22 protein-coding genes are annotated in these 16,846 nt (G+C 52.6%); 5 read left to right on the top strand and 17 right to left on the bottom strand.

What is annotated here, in order from left to right; genetic code table 11:
- Window positions 1-52: 52 nt before the first annotated feature.
- The gene (aroA, locus tag MTHE_RS05380; protein ID WP_011696207.1) at window positions 53-1,318 is read left to right on the top strand and encodes a 3-phosphoshikimate 1-carboxyvinyltransferase; all 1,266 of its coding nucleotides are present in this window, start codon (window positions 53-55) and stop codon (window positions 1,316-1,318) included.
- Between the two features lie 82 nt (window positions 1,319-1,400).
- Here the strand turns inward: aroA and priL are convergent, their stop codons facing one another.
- The 3 genes from priL to MTHE_RS05365 form a co-directional block, all read right to left on the bottom strand.
- Entirely contained in the window at window positions 1,401-2,393 is a 993-nt protein-coding gene (priL, locus tag MTHE_RS05375; RefSeq protein ID WP_011696206.1) for a DNA primase regulatory subunit PriL, read from the bottom strand.
- Window positions 2,390-3,124 (bottom strand): DNA polymerase sliding clamp, encoded by a 735-nt coding sequence (locus MTHE_RS05370; protein ID WP_011696205.1) that lies wholly within the window; start codon window positions 3,122-3,124, stop codon window positions 2,390-2,392. The genes priL and MTHE_RS05370 overlap by 4 nt, the downstream gene beginning before the upstream one ends.
- A gap of 62 nt (window positions 3,125-3,186) precedes the next feature.
- Entirely contained in the window at window positions 3,187-3,495 is a 309-nt protein-coding gene (locus MTHE_RS05365; protein ID WP_175265831.1) for a transcription factor S, read from the bottom strand.
- A 285-nt stretch (window positions 3,496-3,780) separates the two neighbouring features.
- Here MTHE_RS05365 and MTHE_RS05360 point away from each other — a divergent pair, with 285 nt between their 5' ends.
- Both MTHE_RS05360 and MTHE_RS05355 read left to right on the top strand, forming a co-directional pair.
- Window positions 3,781-4,461, top strand: a complete 681-nt coding sequence (locus MTHE_RS05360) for a hypothetical protein (protein ID WP_175265830.1) — start codon at window positions 3,781-3,783, stop codon at window positions 4,459-4,461.
- 55 nt (window positions 4,462-4,516) lie between these two features.
- The gene (locus MTHE_RS05355) at window positions 4,517-5,635 is read left to right on the top strand and encodes a pentapeptide repeat-containing protein (RefSeq protein WP_175265829.1); all 1,119 of its coding nucleotides are present in this window, start codon (window positions 4,517-4,519) and stop codon (window positions 5,633-5,635) included.
- Between the two features lie 78 nt (window positions 5,636-5,713).
- Here MTHE_RS05355 and MTHE_RS05350 read toward each other — a convergent pair whose 3' ends face one another.
- The 3 genes from MTHE_RS05350 to MTHE_RS05340 form a co-directional block, all read right to left on the bottom strand.
- Window positions 5,714-6,067 carry a transposase gene (locus MTHE_RS05350; protein ID WP_175265684.1) on the bottom strand — a complete coding sequence of 118 codons (354 nt, stop codon included), beginning with the start codon at window positions 6,065-6,067 and terminating at the stop codon, window positions 5,714-5,716.
- Window positions 6,068-6,210: 143 nt separating this feature from the next.
- Window positions 6,211-7,080: an IS5-like element ISMth3 family transposase gene (locus tag MTHE_RS05345; RefSeq protein WP_011695394.1), complete on the bottom strand. Its 870-nt coding sequence runs from the start codon at window positions 7,078-7,080 to the stop codon at window positions 6,211-6,213.
- Window positions 7,081-7,113: 33 nt separating this feature from the next.
- Window positions 7,114-7,467, bottom strand: a complete 354-nt coding sequence (locus tag MTHE_RS05340; RefSeq protein WP_175265828.1) for a hypothetical protein — start codon at window positions 7,465-7,467, stop codon at window positions 7,114-7,116.
- Window positions 7,468-7,688: 221 nt separating this feature from the next.
- Between MTHE_RS05340 and MTHE_RS05335 the strand changes: the two genes are divergently transcribed.
- Window positions 7,689-8,837 (top strand): right-handed parallel beta-helix repeat-containing protein, encoded by a 1,149-nt coding sequence (locus tag MTHE_RS05335; RefSeq protein WP_011696201.1) that lies wholly within the window; start codon window positions 7,689-7,691, stop codon window positions 8,835-8,837.
- 17 nt (window positions 8,838-8,854) lie between these two features.
- Here MTHE_RS05335 and MTHE_RS05330 read toward each other — a convergent pair whose 3' ends face one another.
- The 11 genes from MTHE_RS05330 to MTHE_RS05280 all read right to left on the bottom strand — a co-directional run bounded on the left by MTHE_RS05330 (window position 8,855) and on the right by MTHE_RS05280 (window position 15,613).
- A complete protein-coding gene (locus tag MTHE_RS05330) occupies window positions 8,855-9,586 on the bottom strand; it encodes a metallophosphoesterase (RefSeq protein WP_011696200.1) in 732 nt (243 codons plus the stop codon).
- 57 nt (window positions 9,587-9,643) lie between these two features.
- Entirely contained in the window at window positions 9,644-10,411 is a 768-nt protein-coding gene (locus tag MTHE_RS05325) for a hypothetical protein (protein WP_011696199.1), read from the bottom strand.
- A gap of 170 nt (window positions 10,412-10,581) precedes the next feature.
- Complete coding sequence (locus MTHE_RS05320) at window positions 10,582-10,944, bottom strand: hypothetical protein (protein WP_011696198.1); 363 nt, start codon at window positions 10,942-10,944, stop codon at window positions 10,582-10,584.
- Entirely contained in the window at window positions 10,941-11,543 is a 603-nt protein-coding gene (locus tag MTHE_RS05315; protein WP_011696197.1) for an NTP transferase domain-containing protein, read from the bottom strand. Before MTHE_RS05315 ends, MTHE_RS05320 begins: the two co-directional genes overlap by 4 nt.
- Entirely contained in the window at window positions 11,543-12,283 is a 741-nt protein-coding gene (cobS, locus tag MTHE_RS05310) for an adenosylcobinamide-GDP ribazoletransferase (RefSeq protein ID WP_011696196.1), read from the bottom strand. Before cobS ends, MTHE_RS05315 begins: the two co-directional genes overlap by 1 nt.
- Window positions 12,284-12,300: 17 nt before the next feature.
- On the bottom strand, window positions 12,301-12,759 hold the full coding sequence (cobZ, locus tag MTHE_RS05305; protein WP_011696195.1) for an alpha-ribazole phosphatase CobZ: 459 nt from the start codon (window positions 12,757-12,759) through the stop codon (window positions 12,301-12,303).
- A gap of 272 nt (window positions 12,760-13,031) precedes the next feature.
- Window positions 13,032-13,583 (bottom strand): histidinol-phosphatase and imidazoleglycerol-phosphate dehydratase HisB, encoded by a 552-nt coding sequence (locus MTHE_RS05300; RefSeq protein ID WP_011696194.1) that lies wholly within the window; start codon window positions 13,581-13,583, stop codon window positions 13,032-13,034.
- Window positions 13,565-14,017: a hypothetical protein gene (locus tag MTHE_RS05295; protein ID WP_011696193.1), complete on the bottom strand. Its 453-nt coding sequence runs from the start codon at window positions 14,015-14,017 to the stop codon at window positions 13,565-13,567. Before MTHE_RS05295 ends, MTHE_RS05300 begins: the two co-directional genes overlap by 19 nt.
- Window positions 14,014-14,172 carry a hypothetical protein gene (locus MTHE_RS05290; protein WP_011696192.1) on the bottom strand — a complete coding sequence of 53 codons (159 nt, stop codon included), beginning with the start codon at window positions 14,170-14,172 and terminating at the stop codon, window positions 14,014-14,016. Before MTHE_RS05290 ends, MTHE_RS05295 begins: the two co-directional genes overlap by 4 nt.
- Before the next feature lie 152 nt (window positions 14,173-14,324).
- A complete protein-coding gene (locus MTHE_RS05285) occupies window positions 14,325-14,873 on the bottom strand; it encodes an AAA family ATPase (protein WP_011696191.1) in 549 nt (182 codons plus the stop codon).
- Window positions 14,870-15,613, bottom strand: coding sequence for an anaerobic ribonucleoside-triphosphate reductase activating protein (locus MTHE_RS05280; protein ID WP_011696190.1), 744 nt, complete (start codon window positions 15,611-15,613; stop codon window positions 14,870-14,872). The genes MTHE_RS05285 and MTHE_RS05280 overlap by 4 nt, the downstream gene beginning before the upstream one ends.
- A gap of 405 nt (window positions 15,614-16,018) precedes the next feature.
- Here MTHE_RS05280 and MTHE_RS05275 point away from each other — a divergent pair, with 405 nt between their 5' ends.
- The gene (locus MTHE_RS05275; RefSeq protein WP_175265827.1) at window positions 16,019-16,831 is read left to right on the top strand and encodes a mechanosensitive ion channel family protein; all 813 of its coding nucleotides are present in this window, start codon (window positions 16,019-16,021) and stop codon (window positions 16,829-16,831) included.
- Window positions 16,832-16,846 lie beyond the last annotated feature (15 nt).

The following is a 16,846-nucleotide window of genomic DNA, read 5'->3' as shown; positions in this document are numbered from 1 at the left end:
AGAGCAGAAGCCTCACGCATCCTTAATATATCATACCGTGATCCTATCTCATATGATCGTATCCGTCTCACGCTCCTCCATCTCGGGAACCGTCTGCGCACCGCCATCGAAGAGCTACACGCACAGAGCTGTGCTCATCACAGCGCTATCAGATTCAGGATGCGTGCACAGGCCGCTCATATCTGCAGACACAAGAGCCACGATATCCGCGTGTGATGCCTTCGGGGCCGATGTGAAGCTGCGGGGGGACTCTCTGGAGATCCAGGGAGTCTCAGGCGCGCCCAGAACCCCTGAGAACGTCATAGATGTTCTGAACTCCGGGACGACGCTAAGGTTCATGTCAGCAGTGGCGGCGCTCACAGATGGCGCGGTCCTCACAGGCGACAGCTCGATACGCAGCAGGCCGAACGGCCCACTCCTCAAGGCGCTCAATGAGCTGGGCGCCGAGGCGTTCTCCATACGGGGAAACGATCGCGCTCCGCTTGTCATAAGAGGACGGCTCAGAGGCGGATCGACATCTCTGGATGGCAGCGTGAGCTCGCAGTTCCTTTCAGCCCTTCTGATTGCATGCCCCCTCTCCAGCGGCGAGACGACGATCTCGATAAAGGGCGAGCTGAAGTCCAGGCCGTACGCGGAGATGACCCTGGACATCCTCAGGAAGGCCGGAGCCGAGATATGCACTGATGGAGACATCTTCCGCATGCGTGGAGGCCAGAGTTACAGGCTTGCGGAGTACACAGTGCCGGGTGATTTCTCGTCTGCATCTTATCCGCTGGCTGCAGCCGCGCTCGCGGGATCTGCGACTGTGGAGGGTCTGTTCCCGTCGAGGCAGGGCGACTCTGCGATAGTCGATATTCTCAGAGAGATGGGCGCTGAGGTCTCGTGGGACATGGAGAGTGGAGAGGTGAGGGTGTCTGGAGCTGATCTGAGGGGCAGAGAGATAGATGCGAGCCAGACTCCAGATCTCGTGCCAACGCTCGCGGTGCTTGGAGCAGTGGCTGAGGGGCGTACGGTCATAAAAAACGCGGAGCATGTCAGACACAAGGAGACCGACAGGATTCATGCGATGGCGGTCGAGCTGAAGAAGATGGGCGCGAACATACGGGAAAGGCCTGATGGCCTGGAGATCGATGGGGGCGATCTGCACGGTGCGGATCTCCACGGCTACCACGACCACAGGATCGTGATGGCACTGACCCTAGCAGGGATCGTGGCAGGCGATACCAGGATTGATACAGCGGAATCGGTCGATGTATCATATCCGGGATTCTTCGAGGATATGAGAAGGCTTGGAGCGAACGTGCGCGCCTCCACATAACCGGGCATAAACCTCGGAGACGGTGCATTCGCCAGAGGCTGTCCCAGATGATCAGACATTCCGAACCGGATCGCATGGGCCCTCAGGATCGCGATTCACGCAGGCGACGCCTGTAGTAGCTTATTGGGTGCTTTATGCGCCTGCAGAGCTCATCGCCTCCAGGACAGTTACCGTATGTGAGCATCGTGGAGCATGAAGGTGGGGTGTATCTCGTTCCTGTAGAGCCGGCGATGTGCTCTATCTGATATCTTGTCATCTCCTCATCGAAATCGGGGGTGTTGTTGAAGATGCCGATTATATCCTCGACACCCAGATTTATGTTGAGCAGAAAGCTTGTGAGCGCAAACCTCGCTGTGTGAGCAAGGTTTCTGCCGGCAGCGAGCTGCTCCAGCAGCGATCTCATGCATGGCGGCAGAGCGTCCCGGCTGAACTCACCGAGATCCACCATCGAGCTCCGCTTCGATGATGCGAGCTCGTCTCTTATGGATCTCAGGTGATCCGACAGCCCCTCACATATGCTTCCAGCATCGAGCGGGAGCCCCTCCTGTATCCTGTCCCTGATTCTCTCCTGCATCAGGCGGAGCAGCTCTTCCCGGGTAACTTTGAGATAGCCGTGGTCGATGGTTCTGTTGATGAGCTTCCACTTCTGGCTCCTGAACCTCGCCGCGGAGATCACAAAATCCGTAAAATGTATTCTGAAGTTATCCCCCTCATAAATCGGACTCATCCCCAGATCCCTGGCTATCTCAAGCACCTCTTCTGTGTCTGAGCTTCTCAACCTCCTGTGGGCGAGCTTCGCCTCCGCCAGGACATAGCGCCTCAGAAGGTAGTCATCATCAATGCACGAGACGATCAGCCTGGCGAGAGGATACGATAAAAGCTCTACGTTCTGCTTCACGCCGTCTGATGCATCCGCATCAGGTATCTCTCCATGCAGCGCTCCGCGGACGCGCTCAACTGCCCTGCGCCTGACAGGCTGAAACGCCCTGCTGCTGAGCACGTCCTCCAGCGGAGCATCGATAAGCCGGATCTCCTTTGCTGCTGCGTGTGTGAACGGATACCAGAATGCCCTCATTCCTGCTCTATTCTCGGCGCTAGGAGGTAGCTGACATGGACATTATCCTTCAACATGAAGCTGATCCGCAGCGGATAATCGATGCCTATCTCAAGCTTGACCTCAGGGGCCTTTCCTATGGACTTGCTCATGTCCGAGAGGTAATCCAGAGAGAACAGCGATCTGGCCTCGCCTGGCTTCATGTCGAGAAGTTCGGAACTACGCATCGTGAGCTTGAGCGCGTCTATGTCGCCCTTAGCCTCCATGTAGAAGATGTCGTCTTTCACGCCCAGCACGACGTGATCGCTCACCTTCTCAGCAGCTTTGATCGCCCTCCTGAACTCCGCCCCTGGGATCGCCACGTGCGCCGGCAGATCGAGCTCAGGAATCCTGGGCTCCTTGCGTATCGCGCTCGGATCTATTAAACTCAGCGTGTACGAGAGAGATCCAACACCGATCCTCAGCTTTCTCTCGTCCTCCAGAAGCTCAAGCCGCACACGCTCTCCTCTGTCTGCCATGCTCAGCAGATCGCTCAGGCGCACGAGATCAACCCCGATCTCCCCCGGGGTCGCCTGATAGAACTCGAATGCAGATGCGTCGATTTTGAGCGAGACCATTGCGACGTTCGCCGGATCGACCGCCTTGAGCTCGAGCCCTTTCTCAGTTATCGTAAACTTGACCTCATCGACCAAGGAAGATACTGCCTCGATCGCATCCCGCAGGGTTTCTGCATCAATAACTGCCTTCAGCATCCTAGCGCCTCCAGAAAAGGAAGTATCTAGTATTTAATATAGTTTTCCATGTGATCCATCATTCAGTCATACTCTCTCCAGGTATTCCCGCACTTTGTGCATCTGAAGAAGCGGACCTCTGACTCGTCAGCAGCCCTCAGCTGTCTGAGCCACCAGTAGGCAGTATCGTTCCCGCACTCCGGACATTTCGCCTTTGTAGTGGGCAGACCTGCAGATTCCTGCTCAAGCACCGGCACAGTCCTCTCGAGCTTGTTCGTCACTGAGACGATCGGGTTGTTAGAGCTCTTCGGTACCCTCATCCCGCACTTTCTGCACACCATCATCCCCTCTCGGGGGATCATCATGCTCTTACACGCAGGGCAGAATTCCATCAGCAGGCAGGTCGACCCTTGCCATATTAAAGGTTGCGATTGTTTATCTGTGAGATCATCATGCCAAAACCGCTGCTGTGTTGAATAATGTTTGGAAATCCAATAGCAGAGAGCTAATTCATATAACATGAGACTTTAGTAGGAATCGATAGCTATTGGCCACAAGGCATCGAATTATTCAACACAGCAAAAACCGCTGAAAGATCGGGTCGACAATCGCCCAGAATGTTGTTAATCCGGGCATGACGAAAGATAATATATACCGCCAGCTTACGGTATTATAGGATGGCCGAGGTGGCGCTCAGCAGTCGAACTGTGTGGATCATTTTGCTGGTCGTATTGAGCATCGGCCATTCGTCTGCGGATGATGTCAACGATCTCTGGCTGCTGATCTCCAGCTATGAGGATATCGGCATAACTGTACAGGACCTCGCGTTTTTTCTGGTATCACATGGATACGATGCGACCCCTGAGAAGTCATATGTGACGGTCAAGCTTCCGAGCGGTAAGACCGTTTACCTCACGCCCAATGGCGGGGCGCCAAGGCTTGCAGACCTCTGGATGGAGCCACCGAAGAGCACAGGAATCATGCAGGTGATACCCATCGCGGAGATCAGGAAGGACAGATCTTACAATATGACAACCAATCAAGAGTTTATCAAATCTGTGAGCAGGCTCACAATCTTTCCTGTAACTCCCCTCGGAATGTGCTACGATGGTTCTCAAAAGCTGGCAAATCTTTATACACAGTTCGGGTACAAAATAATGTACATGTATGACCCGAGCGGGTTTGAGAACCAGGGCCATCTGTGGATAATCGTTGAAGATCCCGATAACAGCGACAGGTGGCTTGCAGTCGACAGCTACTACGGCGTTGTCACAGACAGCAGCTACTACAGAGCGCCGTACAGCTTCCCGGACATAAAATACCTGGATTCTCTGAACCCGAAGTGGAGGTATGCCTGATTTGATGAGATCACAAATCAAGCGGCCAAATGGATCCCTGCGCCCAGGTGGTATTATGAGCTCAGGTTATAAAATGATAATAATTCTCACGATTTTAATGAGCACTGCATATGCAGTGGATATATGTGACAGATCTGATCTCCGTTTCTCTGATCTGCGCGGCCGGGATCTCAGCGGCGCAAGTCTCAACCAGTCAGACCTGACGGGCGCGGATCTCAGGGGTGCAAACCTCAACGGAGCCTATCTGAGATCCGCCTGGCTTGTTAATGCAAACCTCGAAGGTGCTTCGCTGGCAGGCGCGGATCTGAGCATGGCGGACCTCAGCGGCGCAAATCTCAGCGGCACGGATCTCTCCAGGGCCAAGCTCAGGAACGCGCGGCTTAGTGGTGCAAGTCTGGTAAACGCAAATCTGACCATGGCGGACTGCACAGAGGCCCTGATGGACGATGTCTCTCTTGAGGATGCTGAGATGACTGGAACCAGGTTCTTTCGCACAGATCTCACAGGCGCGGTCTTCTCCGGCGCATCGCTTAGCCATGCGAACTTCGTCGGCGCTCATCTGAGCTGGGCGGATATGAGCAGGAGCCGGTTCAGGGAGAGCCAGTTCTCCAGAGCTGAGCTCTACGGAGCGAACCTGACAGGTACAGATCTCAGCGGCTCCGACTTCACGCGGTCATACATGATGAGGGCCAGAATGACAGGCGCGGATCTGAGTGACGCAAGCCTGGATTATGCAGACCTCACAGAGGCAGAGCTGAGAGATACGGACCTAAGCGGCTGCAAGATGCGCTACGCGGATCTCAGCGGGGCCAATCTGGCAGGCGCGGATATCTCAGAGGTGGTGCTGGATTCTGTGAAGACGACAGGTGTAAACCTCAGCGGAGCAATCCTGTACAAGACATCGCTCTTCAATCTCGACCTCAGGGACATCGATATGCATGGGGTGCAGATCAAAAAGGCGAAGATGGACACAGTCTTCCTCACAAACTCGAACCTCGCAGGGGCGGTGCTGAATGATGTGACGATGCACATGGTCGAGATGACGAACGTGGATCTGAGCGGGGCGAGCCTGCGCAACATCGAGTACGATGAGTTCACACTGAGATCGCTCGAGAAGGCCAACCTGGATGGTGCTTCCATGGACGACCGCCTGAAGTCGGACCTGAGCGGGTGAGACCATGAGATTTCTGAGGATAATCATTCTGCTCTTTATAACGCTCACGCTCCACGCGGGTGTGTCTATCATTCAAATTTATTTTATACTAAATCTTGATAGAATTCTCAATGCATAAGCCAGTACTCTCAGAAGCATCCTTGTAATAGTTGTCTCTTCGAGGAAACATGGTATTCTATCTCCAAACCAATTGGTCAAAGCACCAAAGAATCCTTCACAAACTGATCTGTGTTTGTATATTTCTCTATTAAAGATCCGATCTCTGATTCTGGATCCAAAACCACCGGCACTTATTTTTCTCGGTTTAATAACAGGCATGTAACCTTTATCTACAACATCATTCAAAAATTTCCTGGAATCATATTCACCGTCACCAAATAAATAGCCTGATCCCTCAGGCACTGTTAGTTCCGATTTTATCCTCGTTTCCACAGGGAATATCGTTTCATTTTTCCTGGTTATTGCTTGTATCTTTATGATATCCTTTTTTTATTTGCGAATTTAGTGCTGTGTTGGATAAGTAGCTTTATATTCATATATTCTCTCTTATTCTTTCAAGAATCTTCGTCATAATGTTATACGCTTAAAATTATAGTATAAAATGTGAACATCCTGCGTACTTCGCGAATCATGCCTTCCTTCGAAGTGGCCCTCACAGTCTCGCCAAATATCCTCTTAATTGCTGAGAATACACTTTCAGCCGCCCACCTTCTTCCATATCCATGCACAATTTTCCAACTGTGGTATCCATACTTCATAAACTCAAGAACTGGTTCGGCTCTGGACGAGCCTGCTTTGACGATAGCATTCTTCCTGATCTTGATTCCAGGCATATCTACGCCCTTCTCTTTCATGAAATCGAATACCCCCTCCTTATCATAAGCTCCATCCATCAGTGAATCTTCAAGCTTAACATCTTCCAGCAGCGGTTTTACCATCTCATGATCAGTGACGGTCTCATCGGTTATCTCGAAGGTTACGGGCTTCCTTGTTTCAACATCTACGGCGATATGCACTTTTATCCAGCCTCTGCGTTCAACACCATGACTTTCTCTCATCCAGTCGCCTCTATTCGTAACCTTCATTCCTGTTGAGTCAACTGCGACCACTAAATCGTTATCAGGTATTGGAATATTCAACTCCAAATTCGTAATCCTCTGCCATAATGTCGAATAATCGGCAGCCAACAGCCCAGGAACAAATCCGCTTAGCGCCTGAATAAATCCTTCGAGCTGCCTGTATGGTAAATGAAGAAAGGCGTATGCTAAACCACAAAATTGAATAAATGTCTCAGGATAGCGATAGGGTCTGCCATTCTTGTTCTTATTCATCTTCAGTAGCTCTTCATCCCAATTATTCACAAAGTCAGTGCTAAGGTAAAACCATCCTCGCCTAACCAATTTCTCATTGTATTCGCGCCAATTGCGGTTATCCTCATAGGCCATGAAATATATTATATATTTTCCTAGTTTAAATAGTTATCCAACACAGCAGAATTTAGTGGAATCAATGAAACTATCTGTATAATCTATTGATTGTAACCTTTCAAGAACTTTATTTAATATCTCTTCAATATTTGAAGATAAATTCTTTTCCCAGAAATGCAAAACTGAATGATCAATTCTTATTCCAAGCACTTCTTTAATCCTAACTTCTGCTGATCTTAAAGAATGCCCCTCAAACTCTTTTATCAAAAGTGCCTTAATTATGGTCTCCAAATCATAAACTTTTGGTTTTGGAGCATTTATTGATCGCAAATCTAACGATAACGAATCAAATACTTCTAATATTAACTTAATATCGTATAATCTTGTATCCCATCTCTTAAGCATGTTATTTGCTTGTTTTATGGTATATTAAAATTTATCTTAGCTTAACTTTGGAATACAGCATATTCTAATATTAGCATATTAGACACACCCCGCTCCACGCAAGTGCAGCAGAGCTCCAACCCGCTGGATCAGTAGGAGATGCGCTCAGTTCCGCATCCGATGGAGATACGATCTATCTCCAGCCGGGAACGTACAGTGAGAGCCTGATCGTCAATAAGACCGTGAACATTATAGGTCAAGAGAGCGCGATAATCGATGGCGAGATCAGGATACTTGCTGATGGTGTGGCCTTGAGCGGCATAAACATCATCGGGGGCGGAATTGTCATCGAGTCGAACGGCAGCCGGATCGAGGGATGCAACGTCAGCGAGTGCGCTGGCTCTGGCGTTGTGATAAGAAGCTCCGGCAACAGCATCATCAACTGCAGCATCACCAGAAACAGCCTCGTGGGCATGAAGATATGGGGTAGCAATAATACAGTGCAGTGGAACAGGATCAACGCAAATGATGATTGTGGGATCATAGTATATGGCGATGGCAATGTAATTGAGAGCAATGAGCTGCTGGAGAACATCCACGACGGAATGGAGATAGAGGGCTCTAGCAACATGATCTCCAGGAACAACGTATCTATGAGTCATGGTGCTGGAATAGAGATACTGAACATGTCCAGCGGAAATGTGATAGAGAGCAATGACATCTACGGAAACGGAGAGTGCGGGATAGAGGTCATAGAATCCTACGAGAACAACATCTCCGGAAACAGCCTCAATGGAAATGGTTTCGGGATAAAAACAGAACGCGCGACAAACAATCTGATCTCCAGCAACACCGTCATCAGCAGCATAAAGGATGGCATCCTCATCTCAGATGAGAGCAGGTGCAACATAGTTCACAGGAACAACGCGAGCAGCAACCACGACGCGGGCATCAGGATAGAGGGATCGAAGGACAACATGGTGATCGGGAACAGCGTGCACAGCAATGCAATTGGCATAGACATCTCGCGCTCGGAGAACAACACTATCCGCGGCAACCGCGCGATGATGAACGGAGTGGGCATTCGTCTGGACATCTACAGCACGGCCAACACGCTCTACCACAATGCGATGATAGACAACAGGCAGAGCGCACTGGACAGCTCGGTCTACTACGGGAGGAACATCTGGGACAACGGCAGCGAGGGGAACTACTACAGCGATCACATCTGCCAGGAGGTATGCAGTCCATACAACATACAGAGCGGCGAGGAGAGAAACAACATCGACAGGTTCCCGCTGAGCTCCTGGGACGAGCATCTGATGGATATAAAGTTCGTGTGGCCAATTTCCGGCTGCATATCTGCGTACGCGAAGGGGCTGGCCATCTGACGACGTATTTCTTTTGTTCACCTCTTTTTGCGTCTCTGAGCTGATATTATCTCCTCAAGCCTTCCCAAATACGTGCCGTCGAGGAGGTATATCTTGGAGCGATTCAAATCGACGAGCTTCATGAGCGGGCCCTTCTTCTCATCCATCTCATTCAGGGGCAGGCTGCCGCAGAGTGGGTTGAAGGCCGGCATGATGATAATCTCGCTTTCATATCCCCTCGGGGATGATCTCGCCCAGACCCGCTCGCTCCTCGATGCACCCAGGGGATCCACGAGCCTGACGGATGGATGAAGGTGCGCGGTGATGAGAATTCCGGATGATAGCACCTCCTGGCTGGGAAAGGTGTGACCGTGGAAGTACCCGACGCCATCGATCACCACTCCCTCAGGCTCGCAGACCTCTGCTCCTGGTGCGAGATCCCGCAGACCTGTATCGTGGTTCCCTGGAACCAGAACGACCTTTACAACCTTGGAGAGCTTGCTGATGAACTCGGGCACCTCGACCCTTTCCTGCCAGCTCGTTCTGGGCACGTTGTGCTTCAGGTCACCGAGCACAACCAGTCTCTCAGGATCATGTGCTTCAATCACACCCAGAATCCGATCAAGTAGCCTTCCTGTCTGGCTCGGGAGGTTCGCGCCCCCGAGCCAGAGCTCGTACTCGATGCCAAGATGCAGATCCGCAACAACCATGACTCTGTGTTCGCCCTCTGCGATGAGGACCGCCTCTCCTGCAATGGGGAGAACCCTCACGTGAACCCACCCATCCGTTGCTGGATTCCCCTCAATCAATATGGTGATTTCTGTAGGTCATTTCTGCAGATCGAAGGCAGGCTCAGATGCTATCGATCTGATAAGCTCTGAGGCAGCCTTCTCTCCGTCTCCATGGACGTGGAGCCAGACGCTGCCCTCAGCGCCGCAGACGCCGCCAGCGGCCATGACCTCTGCCTCTGCGCCTGTCAGAATGCGTATCGCATCGAGCTCTGTTATTATCTCACCCGGTACAGGAAGAAGGCGCAGCCCCATCGATCCCGGAGCGTTCAGCCTGCGCGAGAGATCCATGAGATCAGCATCTACACGCTTCTCAAGACCAACAGGAATCATCAGAGAGACCCTGCGCCCGACTGCGGCCTGGAGCGCAGCGATGATCGTCCCTCCTCGTGGATGCCCTATGAGGACAGCGACCTGTCTCCGCCGGAGATCGAGCGCGTTTGCACCTTTGATTATCAGATCGCCCTCTGAGAGATCGTCGACCACATCGAAGAGCGTCAGCCCCCTGCTCCATTTCCCTTCCCTTATGACCACATCACCGGGGAAGCCAAGCTCGTCCGGAAGACGGCCCGTCTCGCTGGTCTCCATCCAGGGAGGAAGCGTGATGCCCCTAAAGAACCTGCGCCTCGAGAATCCGTCCCTCTGGCCGATCAGCTCGAGCAGCTCCTCAGCCACGTAACTGTTCGTGGTGCCTGCGACTATCACTACATTACCGGATCGCATCGCCTCACGGACCGCAGGATGCGCGGCCACAGCCCTGGCTATCAGACGCTTTCCAGCCGCTGGCGTTATGACAAACTGGCCCATGATTTCGGATGAGCGTTTTGATGGAAAAATGTTCCCTCTGGTCGAAGGAGTATCGTGTCAGCGCTCACCAAAGCGGAGATGCGCCTCTGTTCTTCAAGATGCTGCAGTCGCGCTGGGCGGCTCTTAAGCACGGACAGGACTCAGCTGATCATGGGTGTGTTCTATGTCAGTCACTCAAAATCGCCCTCTATCTCCTTCGGCGCCAGCAGAAGCTCCTTGAAGATGAGGATCTCTATCACCTGGGCCACGTAGCGCCTTTGCTGGAACCGCAGGATGTCCTCATGCATCCTGAGCTCGCTGTCTATCTGCACCCTGAGCAGCGCCATGCGCAACTCCTCCTTTTCGGGTTCGCTGAGCGTGTTCCTCAGCGTGCAGAACTCCCTGAGCAGCTCAGGAAGCCTCATAGGGTTCTGCAGAACCTTTGCGAGCAGCAGGATGTAATCCCTGGTGTTCTTCGGATTCCTCTCGCCCGTGAGGAGCTCAAGTTCTGAGATCCTGTAGACCTCTCCATCTATGATGATGTCTCCGTTCAATCCATATCACCCTGCGATTCCATCCGTCTTTTTATGATCCTCTCGCAGATCCTGAGATCATCTGGTGTATTTATGTTGATCGCGAGCTCGATTCTGTTCATGATGAGGTGAAAGTCCTCCTGCTCATCGGAGATCCTCGATCCTGTGAGAATGTTCACGCCAGCCGGCACTATTAGCTCTCCCATGTAGTTGAAGATCACATCAGGCCTTCTGCCGAGAGATCTGTGGAGGCTCAGAAGGGTATGGACGGAGAGCGCAGGCTCCGGCCTGGATTTATACGCATCAATAACCTCTCTCACGATCTCCTCTGTGATCAAAGGAAGATCTGCCATTATCACCATGACGGGCCCGGATATACCCGCGCGCTCCACAGCCTCAACCATATCCGGGATGTAGCCCGATCCAGATGTATCCACAACCTCCAGATTCTTTCCCAAAGACCATCTTCTCGTCTCAGGTGTGGCTCTGGTCGTGGCCACGATTATCCTCTCGGTCGATGGTCTGAGGGCTGACACGACATAATCGATCAGTGGTTTTTTGTAGAGCCGGACCATCGGCTTCTCGCCCATTCCAAGCCTGCTGCCCTTTCCTCCGGCCATCACCACGCAGTCCAGCCACTCACCCCCAGCGCGAGCGCCGCACACAGCGCTACGGCCCTGCCGATCTCATTCGACGCGCCTATGCCATCGCCCGACCCACCGCCGAAGTTTCTCTTCGAGACGCGCACCAGATAGAGCGCTGATATTACTGAGGCGATGACCATTATCAGTCCGGTTGTATTCAGCAGGAGAGCTGATGCGATTGATGTGATGATCAGAGCGATCAGGAACTCCCTCTTTCCTGTTCTGTCTATCATGATCTGGCCAAGGCCTGAATGGAACGGCTCTGTGAACGCTGCAAACGCCAGCATCGACTGCTTCGCTGAGATTTCAGAGACAATAAGAGCAGCTGGCAGGATATAATGATCCATGGACCTGATCGCGGAGTAGAGCGAGAGTAGAACCATCATCACAAAAACAGCCCCGCCGGATCCAAGGTTCACGTCCTTCATGGCCTTTATTTTTTTCTCGATGCTACCGTGCGCGGTCACGCCATCGCCGAAGTCTGCGAGGCCATCTATGTGGTTTATTCCGCAAACCCAGTATATCGCGATCATTATGCATACGGCCGTGATATCCTGAGGCAGAAAGAGGTCCAGGAGATAGGCCACGGCTGCGAAGATCAGGCCCAGTGCCATCCCGATGATCGGAAAGATGTAGACATGTCTCATCAGGGCCTCGATCCCCTCCATGGTTATCCCAACTGGTATCGTGGAGAGGAAACCGAAGCCCGACCTCATCGCGAAGAGCAGATCTCTCAGCTGAATCCCGCCCTAGTGTACATGTTCGAGGAAACGCCACCGATGAGCCCGCCGATCACATCGTCCATGAAGGGGCCGAGCCTGGAGAGGATCCCGGGTTTTGCCTTGTCGTACCTGACGTACTCGAATGTTCCCTTGTATCCTCCGATGTACTTTGCTATGCTCATGCCAAGAACCTCATCTGCTATGAGATATGTCAGATCCCTCTCGTAATCCTCTCCCCTCAGGTTCGGAAGCATCTTCATCCTACCCCTCTCCTCCAGAAGAATCCCCGCGTATATGAGAAGGGCCAGGTTCGGATCCGAGAGTGCAATATTCAGCTCCCTCCTGAACACAGCATCCGCCTTCTCACGGGTCTCGACGCCCGGGTGCGGGACGTACAGCTCCAGAGCAGTCGCAACAATATCATCAACTGTTATGCCCTCATCCCTGAGAACCTCCACGATATCCTTCATAATACCTCCCGGTGTGGGCGAGCGCTCAGCCACCCCATCAGGAAGAGCTGACTTCAAGCATCATCGTTCGCCACACATCCCTCTAATTCAAAGCTGCAGACTCATGCATCCCGATCGCATTCGTTCTGTCGGTCTCTGACACGAAAATCCAGGATTTCCATCTTTCGGCCATGCTGAGATACACGATGATTTTTCCACGAAAGTGATGAGGTAAGGAACTCAAGGGGCGGAAGGAGTTTGACAATACTGAAACATCAAAACAGAGCCTCCTATTAGAGCTGTCGCTCCTCGAATCCGCCGTCCCCTATCGCGTTTCTGAGCGCAGCTCCGAGGGCCTTCATCGCGGAGACTATCTTCTCCCTGTCATCGCCGCCGTCTGTGATGACGTGGAGGGTGAATGATCCGCTGTATGCCATAGACCGCATGAAGTGTACCAGGTTCTCCATCGCCATTCCGCCGATCTTCTCAAAGGAGAGCTTCAGATCCCCCCTGAACCCAGGAGCTCCAAAGCTCACGGCAGCAAGAGCTGTGCACTCCCCATATGGCACTATCGCGCTACCGGTGCCGCTCTTCACAGCTGAGAGGCACATTCCAAGTGTTATCCCGACATCTTCGACGAGGTGGTGATCTCCGGTCTCATCGCCTCTGGCTTTGATTCTGATATCGAACTGCCCGGATGATGCAATTATCCTCAACATATCATCGAGAAGCTCTATGCCCGTCGAGACCTCTGCCTCTCCCCTGCCATGGAGATCAATGCAAACGTCCACGTCGGTCTCGTATGTGGTGCGGCGTGCTGATAGCGTCATAGCCTTTCTACGCAAACCTCTCCAGCAAATCCAATGACCTCTGCGCCATCATTCGTTCCATGTATCTCAAGCCCATCCATCTCCTCAGCCCCGCAGAGCACATCTTGCTCAGGATGGGTCCCTGGCCGTATTCTGCAGCTGATGCGCGTCCTCTTTCCCACAGATACGACGACCTTGAGCCTGGGGGAGGCAGGGTGTCCCTTCGGAAGCACTATGAGAGGAGAGCCAAGCTCGCGGATGTGGAATATCGTGCACCTCAAACCCCGCTCAACCGCATCGCCGGTGCCGAATGATGAGGCGACTATCAGATCCCCTGGATCTGTGAATAAAACGATCTCCTCTCGCTCGGTCTCGAGAAAGAAATACCTGCCAAGCGTCCTGGCCAGCGCAAGCGTTCCCGTACGGCCACGAAGGTACGCTATCTCATCGTCTGCAATCTTGATCCTCATCTCTCAAGCTTTACGTTTCTGGATTTGCATGAGGGACACATCGGCCTCTTGCCCATCCCCTTGAACTTGTTTCCGCAGTCCAGGCATATGTAATCCTTGGCGGACAGACCCTCCTCGATCGCGCCTAGATCCGGGCCACCTCCAACTGTACACATTCGATCTCACCTCCATGAGTCTGTTTGCTGCAAAGATATTTAACTTGCGGGGGCGAAGACGCAAACCCCACTTCACTGATGAAACTGCCAGCGATGCCATGAAGTTCCGCAGACATCGGTGGCGCTCCGACGAGGGATGCCTTTCAGGTTGTTCAAGACCTGCAGAGTTCCTCCAGCACCACCCTTATTCGCTCCCTGAACTCATCGAGCGTGCAGTCGTTGCATATTCTCATCCCGGCTGCGGCTATCGCCTCGCCCATCCCCCAGCCGAGCTCCCGGGCGTCGCGCCTCTCCAGCGCCTCGGAGAGGTCTCCGCAATTATTATCATCAGACCTGCCTCTGGCCGCGATCCTCCTCAGCCTCTGCTCCGGCGGGGTGAATATCTCTATGAGATGAAACCGATCCGCAACAGATCTGAAGTACTCAACCTCCGCACCGCTCCTTATTCCATCGACCACGATCGTCTCATCCCTGCTTAAACCTTCCAGGCACCTTCTCGCGATCGCATCCTCCCCCTCGGATCGCCTGAGCTCATCCCCTACCATCCCGTGGTTAGCATCCGTCGGCTCCAGGCCTCTTCTCCTCGCTTCAGCTCTGACCACATCACCCATAACAACGACTCTGATGCCCATCTCCCTCGCAACATCGGATGCCACGCTCTTTCCAGAGCCGGGCATCCCCACGAATCCGATGATCCTCACGGAAGGCTCCCCCTCACAGATCTGATCCTGATATTGAACTTTAACAATTGCGCAAGCCTGATGAGATCCTCCTCAGACACGGGCTCGAACTCGCCACGCGGAGGGTGGCCTTGCTGGAGGACGACCGACTCGAGGGAGCGGGGCTGCAGGCGCCACAAAAGATCTGAGACCTCCTTCAGCTCATCCTCCGAGGGCATCCCGGGAAAGACCGTGATCCTTATCTCGAAAGGTATACCGTGCTCCACGATCACATCCAGGCTCCTGAGAACCCGTGGGAGAGCGTCTCTGATCCCCGTGGCCCTCTGATACATATCCTCCCTAGGAGCTGCCTTGATGTCGAGAAAGACCATGTCCAGATATTCTTCTGATATCAAAACCTCCAGGCTCTCTGGATAGTAACCGTTCGTCTCAATCCCCAGATCGAGGCCGCGCACATCGACTTCCCTTGCAATCGCGACGACGGCATCACTCTGCGCGAGCGGCTCGCCCCCGGAGAGAACAACGGAATCGATGCACACTGATCCGCTGAACTCATGGAGTATGCTCTGGCCTGCGCCCCTTCTGGGAAAGAGGTGGTTTATCAGCTCCGAGATCTCCACTGGCGTCCAGCCGCTCTGAAGCTCCGCGTTCTGGCAGAATGGACATCTGAAGGGACATCCTCGCAGAAAGACGACTGCGGAGAGTCTCCCGGGCCAGTCGATTGTGGATAGGGGCACAACGCCGCCGAGGTTCACCATCATGCTCTTCCCTGCCTCGATGCCGGATTCTGGGTAATCGATTGTTCCATAAAAGTTTGGGGGTTCATGAGCCTTTTGGGACGAGTTCCCTGCCAGTCTGGCTTACTGCCGGGGCAAGTTATAAAATTAATGAGAGGCTACTGTGAAAGAGGGTTTCATGTATTCGATTATCCGTAAATCAGCTGCATCACCTCCCCGGAACATGCCTATAACACCGGCTGCCTGCATTATTCCCTCATTCAGTGAGCCATATTCAGGAGAGATCAGCAGATATGGGGCACAGGAGGCTGCACGATGCAAATACCATACATAGATAATGGCTTTCTGCTCTCTGTGATCAAATTAGCAGCAGGTCTGACGCTAACGTTTATCGTGGCACACTATTTAAACAAATTTTTAATCAGCAAATTGGTTTTACCACATCCCGAGCTGATGACCACTCTGAGCATCCTCAGAAGAGTCGTTGTTCTATCTGTGGCTCTGATCGGTGCAATGGCGACAGTAACTACAGTATTTCCACAGGCCATTGGCATGATAACTTCGCTATTTGTGGCTGCTGGATTTGCATCAATAGTCGTGGGCCTGGCAGCCCAGTCGAGCCTGTCTAACGTGGTGGCCGGTATCTTGATATCAATATCTCAGCCATTCCGGATCGGCGATGCTGTGATGTTCCGCGACGAGTACTGCTATGTGGAGGATATGAGACTTGTGCATACGGTCCTGAGGACTTGGGATAACCGGAGGCTAGTGATCCCTAATTCAGTCCTCCAGAGCGAGGTTCTGACCAACTACAGCATAGTTGATCCATCAGTCCTCGTTCCGGTGTATGTGCAGGTGAGCTACGACTCAGATCTCAAAAAAGCAATGGATATAATGGTGGACGTGGCGAGGAGACATCCAGACTGCCTCCCAACCGGCTCACTCCCGAATGCAGTAGTCATGGCGTTCGAGGACTCGGGCATCAGCCTCAGATTGCTAACCAGGGCAAAAGATCAGTCCACAGCATTCGATATGACACGAGACCTGCTTTTCGAGATTAAAAAGGAGTTCGACAGGAACGGAATAGTTATACCATACCCTGTGAGATATCTCACATTCGGACCTGAGGTTCGAGAGATTATATCGGATTTGAGAAGAGCTGCTGAAAACGGAATGGATGATTCGGAGAACCGAGCTGCAAAAGGTTCTGCCAGCAATCCTTTTCCGCAATCCGATTTATAGAGCATCCCGATGCGC

Origin of the sequence: Methanothrix thermoacetophila PT (assembly GCF_000014945.1) — an archaeon.
Classification (GTDB): Archaea; Halobacteriota; Methanosarcinia; order Methanotrichales; family Methanotrichaceae; genus Methanothrix_B; species Methanothrix_B thermoacetophila.
Note: the sequence above shows the minus strand (reverse complement) of the source record. Positions and strands in the feature narration are given on the sequence as shown.

What these genes read in the sequence shown, in the direction of transcription:
- priL (WP_011696206.1), bottom strand. Translation starts at nt 2,393, where the DNA reads ATGAGGGCATTCTGGTATCCGTTCACACACGCAGCAGCAAAGGAGATC.
- MTHE_RS05345 (WP_011695394.1), bottom strand. Translation starts at nt 7,080, where the DNA reads ATGGCCTATGAGGATAACCGCAATTGGCGCGAATACAATGAGAAATTG.
- MTHE_RS05365 (WP_175265831.1), bottom strand. Translation starts at nt 3,495, where the DNA reads ATGGAATTCTGCCCTGCGTGTAAGAGCATGATGATCCCCCGAGAGGGG.
- MTHE_RS05340 (WP_175265828.1), bottom strand. Translation starts at nt 7,467, where the DNA reads ATGCTTAAGAGATGGGATACAAGATTATACGATATTAAGTTAATATTA.
- MTHE_RS05325 (WP_011696199.1), bottom strand. Translation starts at nt 10,411, where the DNA reads ATGGGCCAGTTTGTCATAACGCCAGCGGCTGGAAAGCGTCTGATAGCC.
- MTHE_RS05280 (WP_011696190.1), bottom strand. Translation starts at nt 15,613, where the DNA reads ATGATGGTGAACCTCGGCGGCGTTGTGCCCCTATCCACAATCGACTGG.
- MTHE_RS05355 (WP_175265829.1), top strand. Translation starts at nt 4,517, where the DNA reads ATGAGCTCAGGTTATAAAATGATAATAATTCTCACGATTTTAATGAGC.
- MTHE_RS05315 (WP_011696197.1), bottom strand. Translation starts at nt 11,543, where the DNA reads ATGGCCGGAGGAAAGGGCAGCAGGCTTGGAATGGGCGAGAAGCCGATG.
- MTHE_RS05360 (WP_175265830.1), top strand. Translation starts at nt 3,781, where the DNA reads ATGGCCGAGGTGGCGCTCAGCAGTCGAACTGTGTGGATCATTTTGCTG.
- aroA (WP_011696207.1), top strand. Translation starts at nt 53, where the DNA reads ATGATCGTATCCGTCTCACGCTCCTCCATCTCGGGAACCGTCTGCGCA.
- MTHE_RS05290 (WP_011696192.1), bottom strand. Translation starts at nt 14,172, where the DNA reads ATGTGTACAGTTGGAGGTGGCCCGGATCTAGGCGCGATCGAGGAGGGT.
- MTHE_RS05295 (WP_011696193.1), bottom strand. Translation starts at nt 14,017, where the DNA reads ATGAGGATCAAGATTGCAGACGATGAGATAGCGTACCTTCGTGGCCGT.
- cobS (WP_011696196.1), bottom strand. Translation starts at nt 12,283, where the DNA reads ATGAGGTCGGGCTTCGGTTTCCTCTCCACGATACCAGTTGGGATAACC.
- MTHE_RS05370 (WP_011696205.1), bottom strand. Translation starts at nt 3,124, where the DNA reads ATGCTGAAGGCAGTTATTGATGCAGAAACCCTGCGGGATGCGATCGAG.
- cobZ (WP_011696195.1), bottom strand. Translation starts at nt 12,759, where the DNA reads ATGAAGGATATCGTGGAGGTTCTCAGGGATGAGGGCATAACAGTTGAT.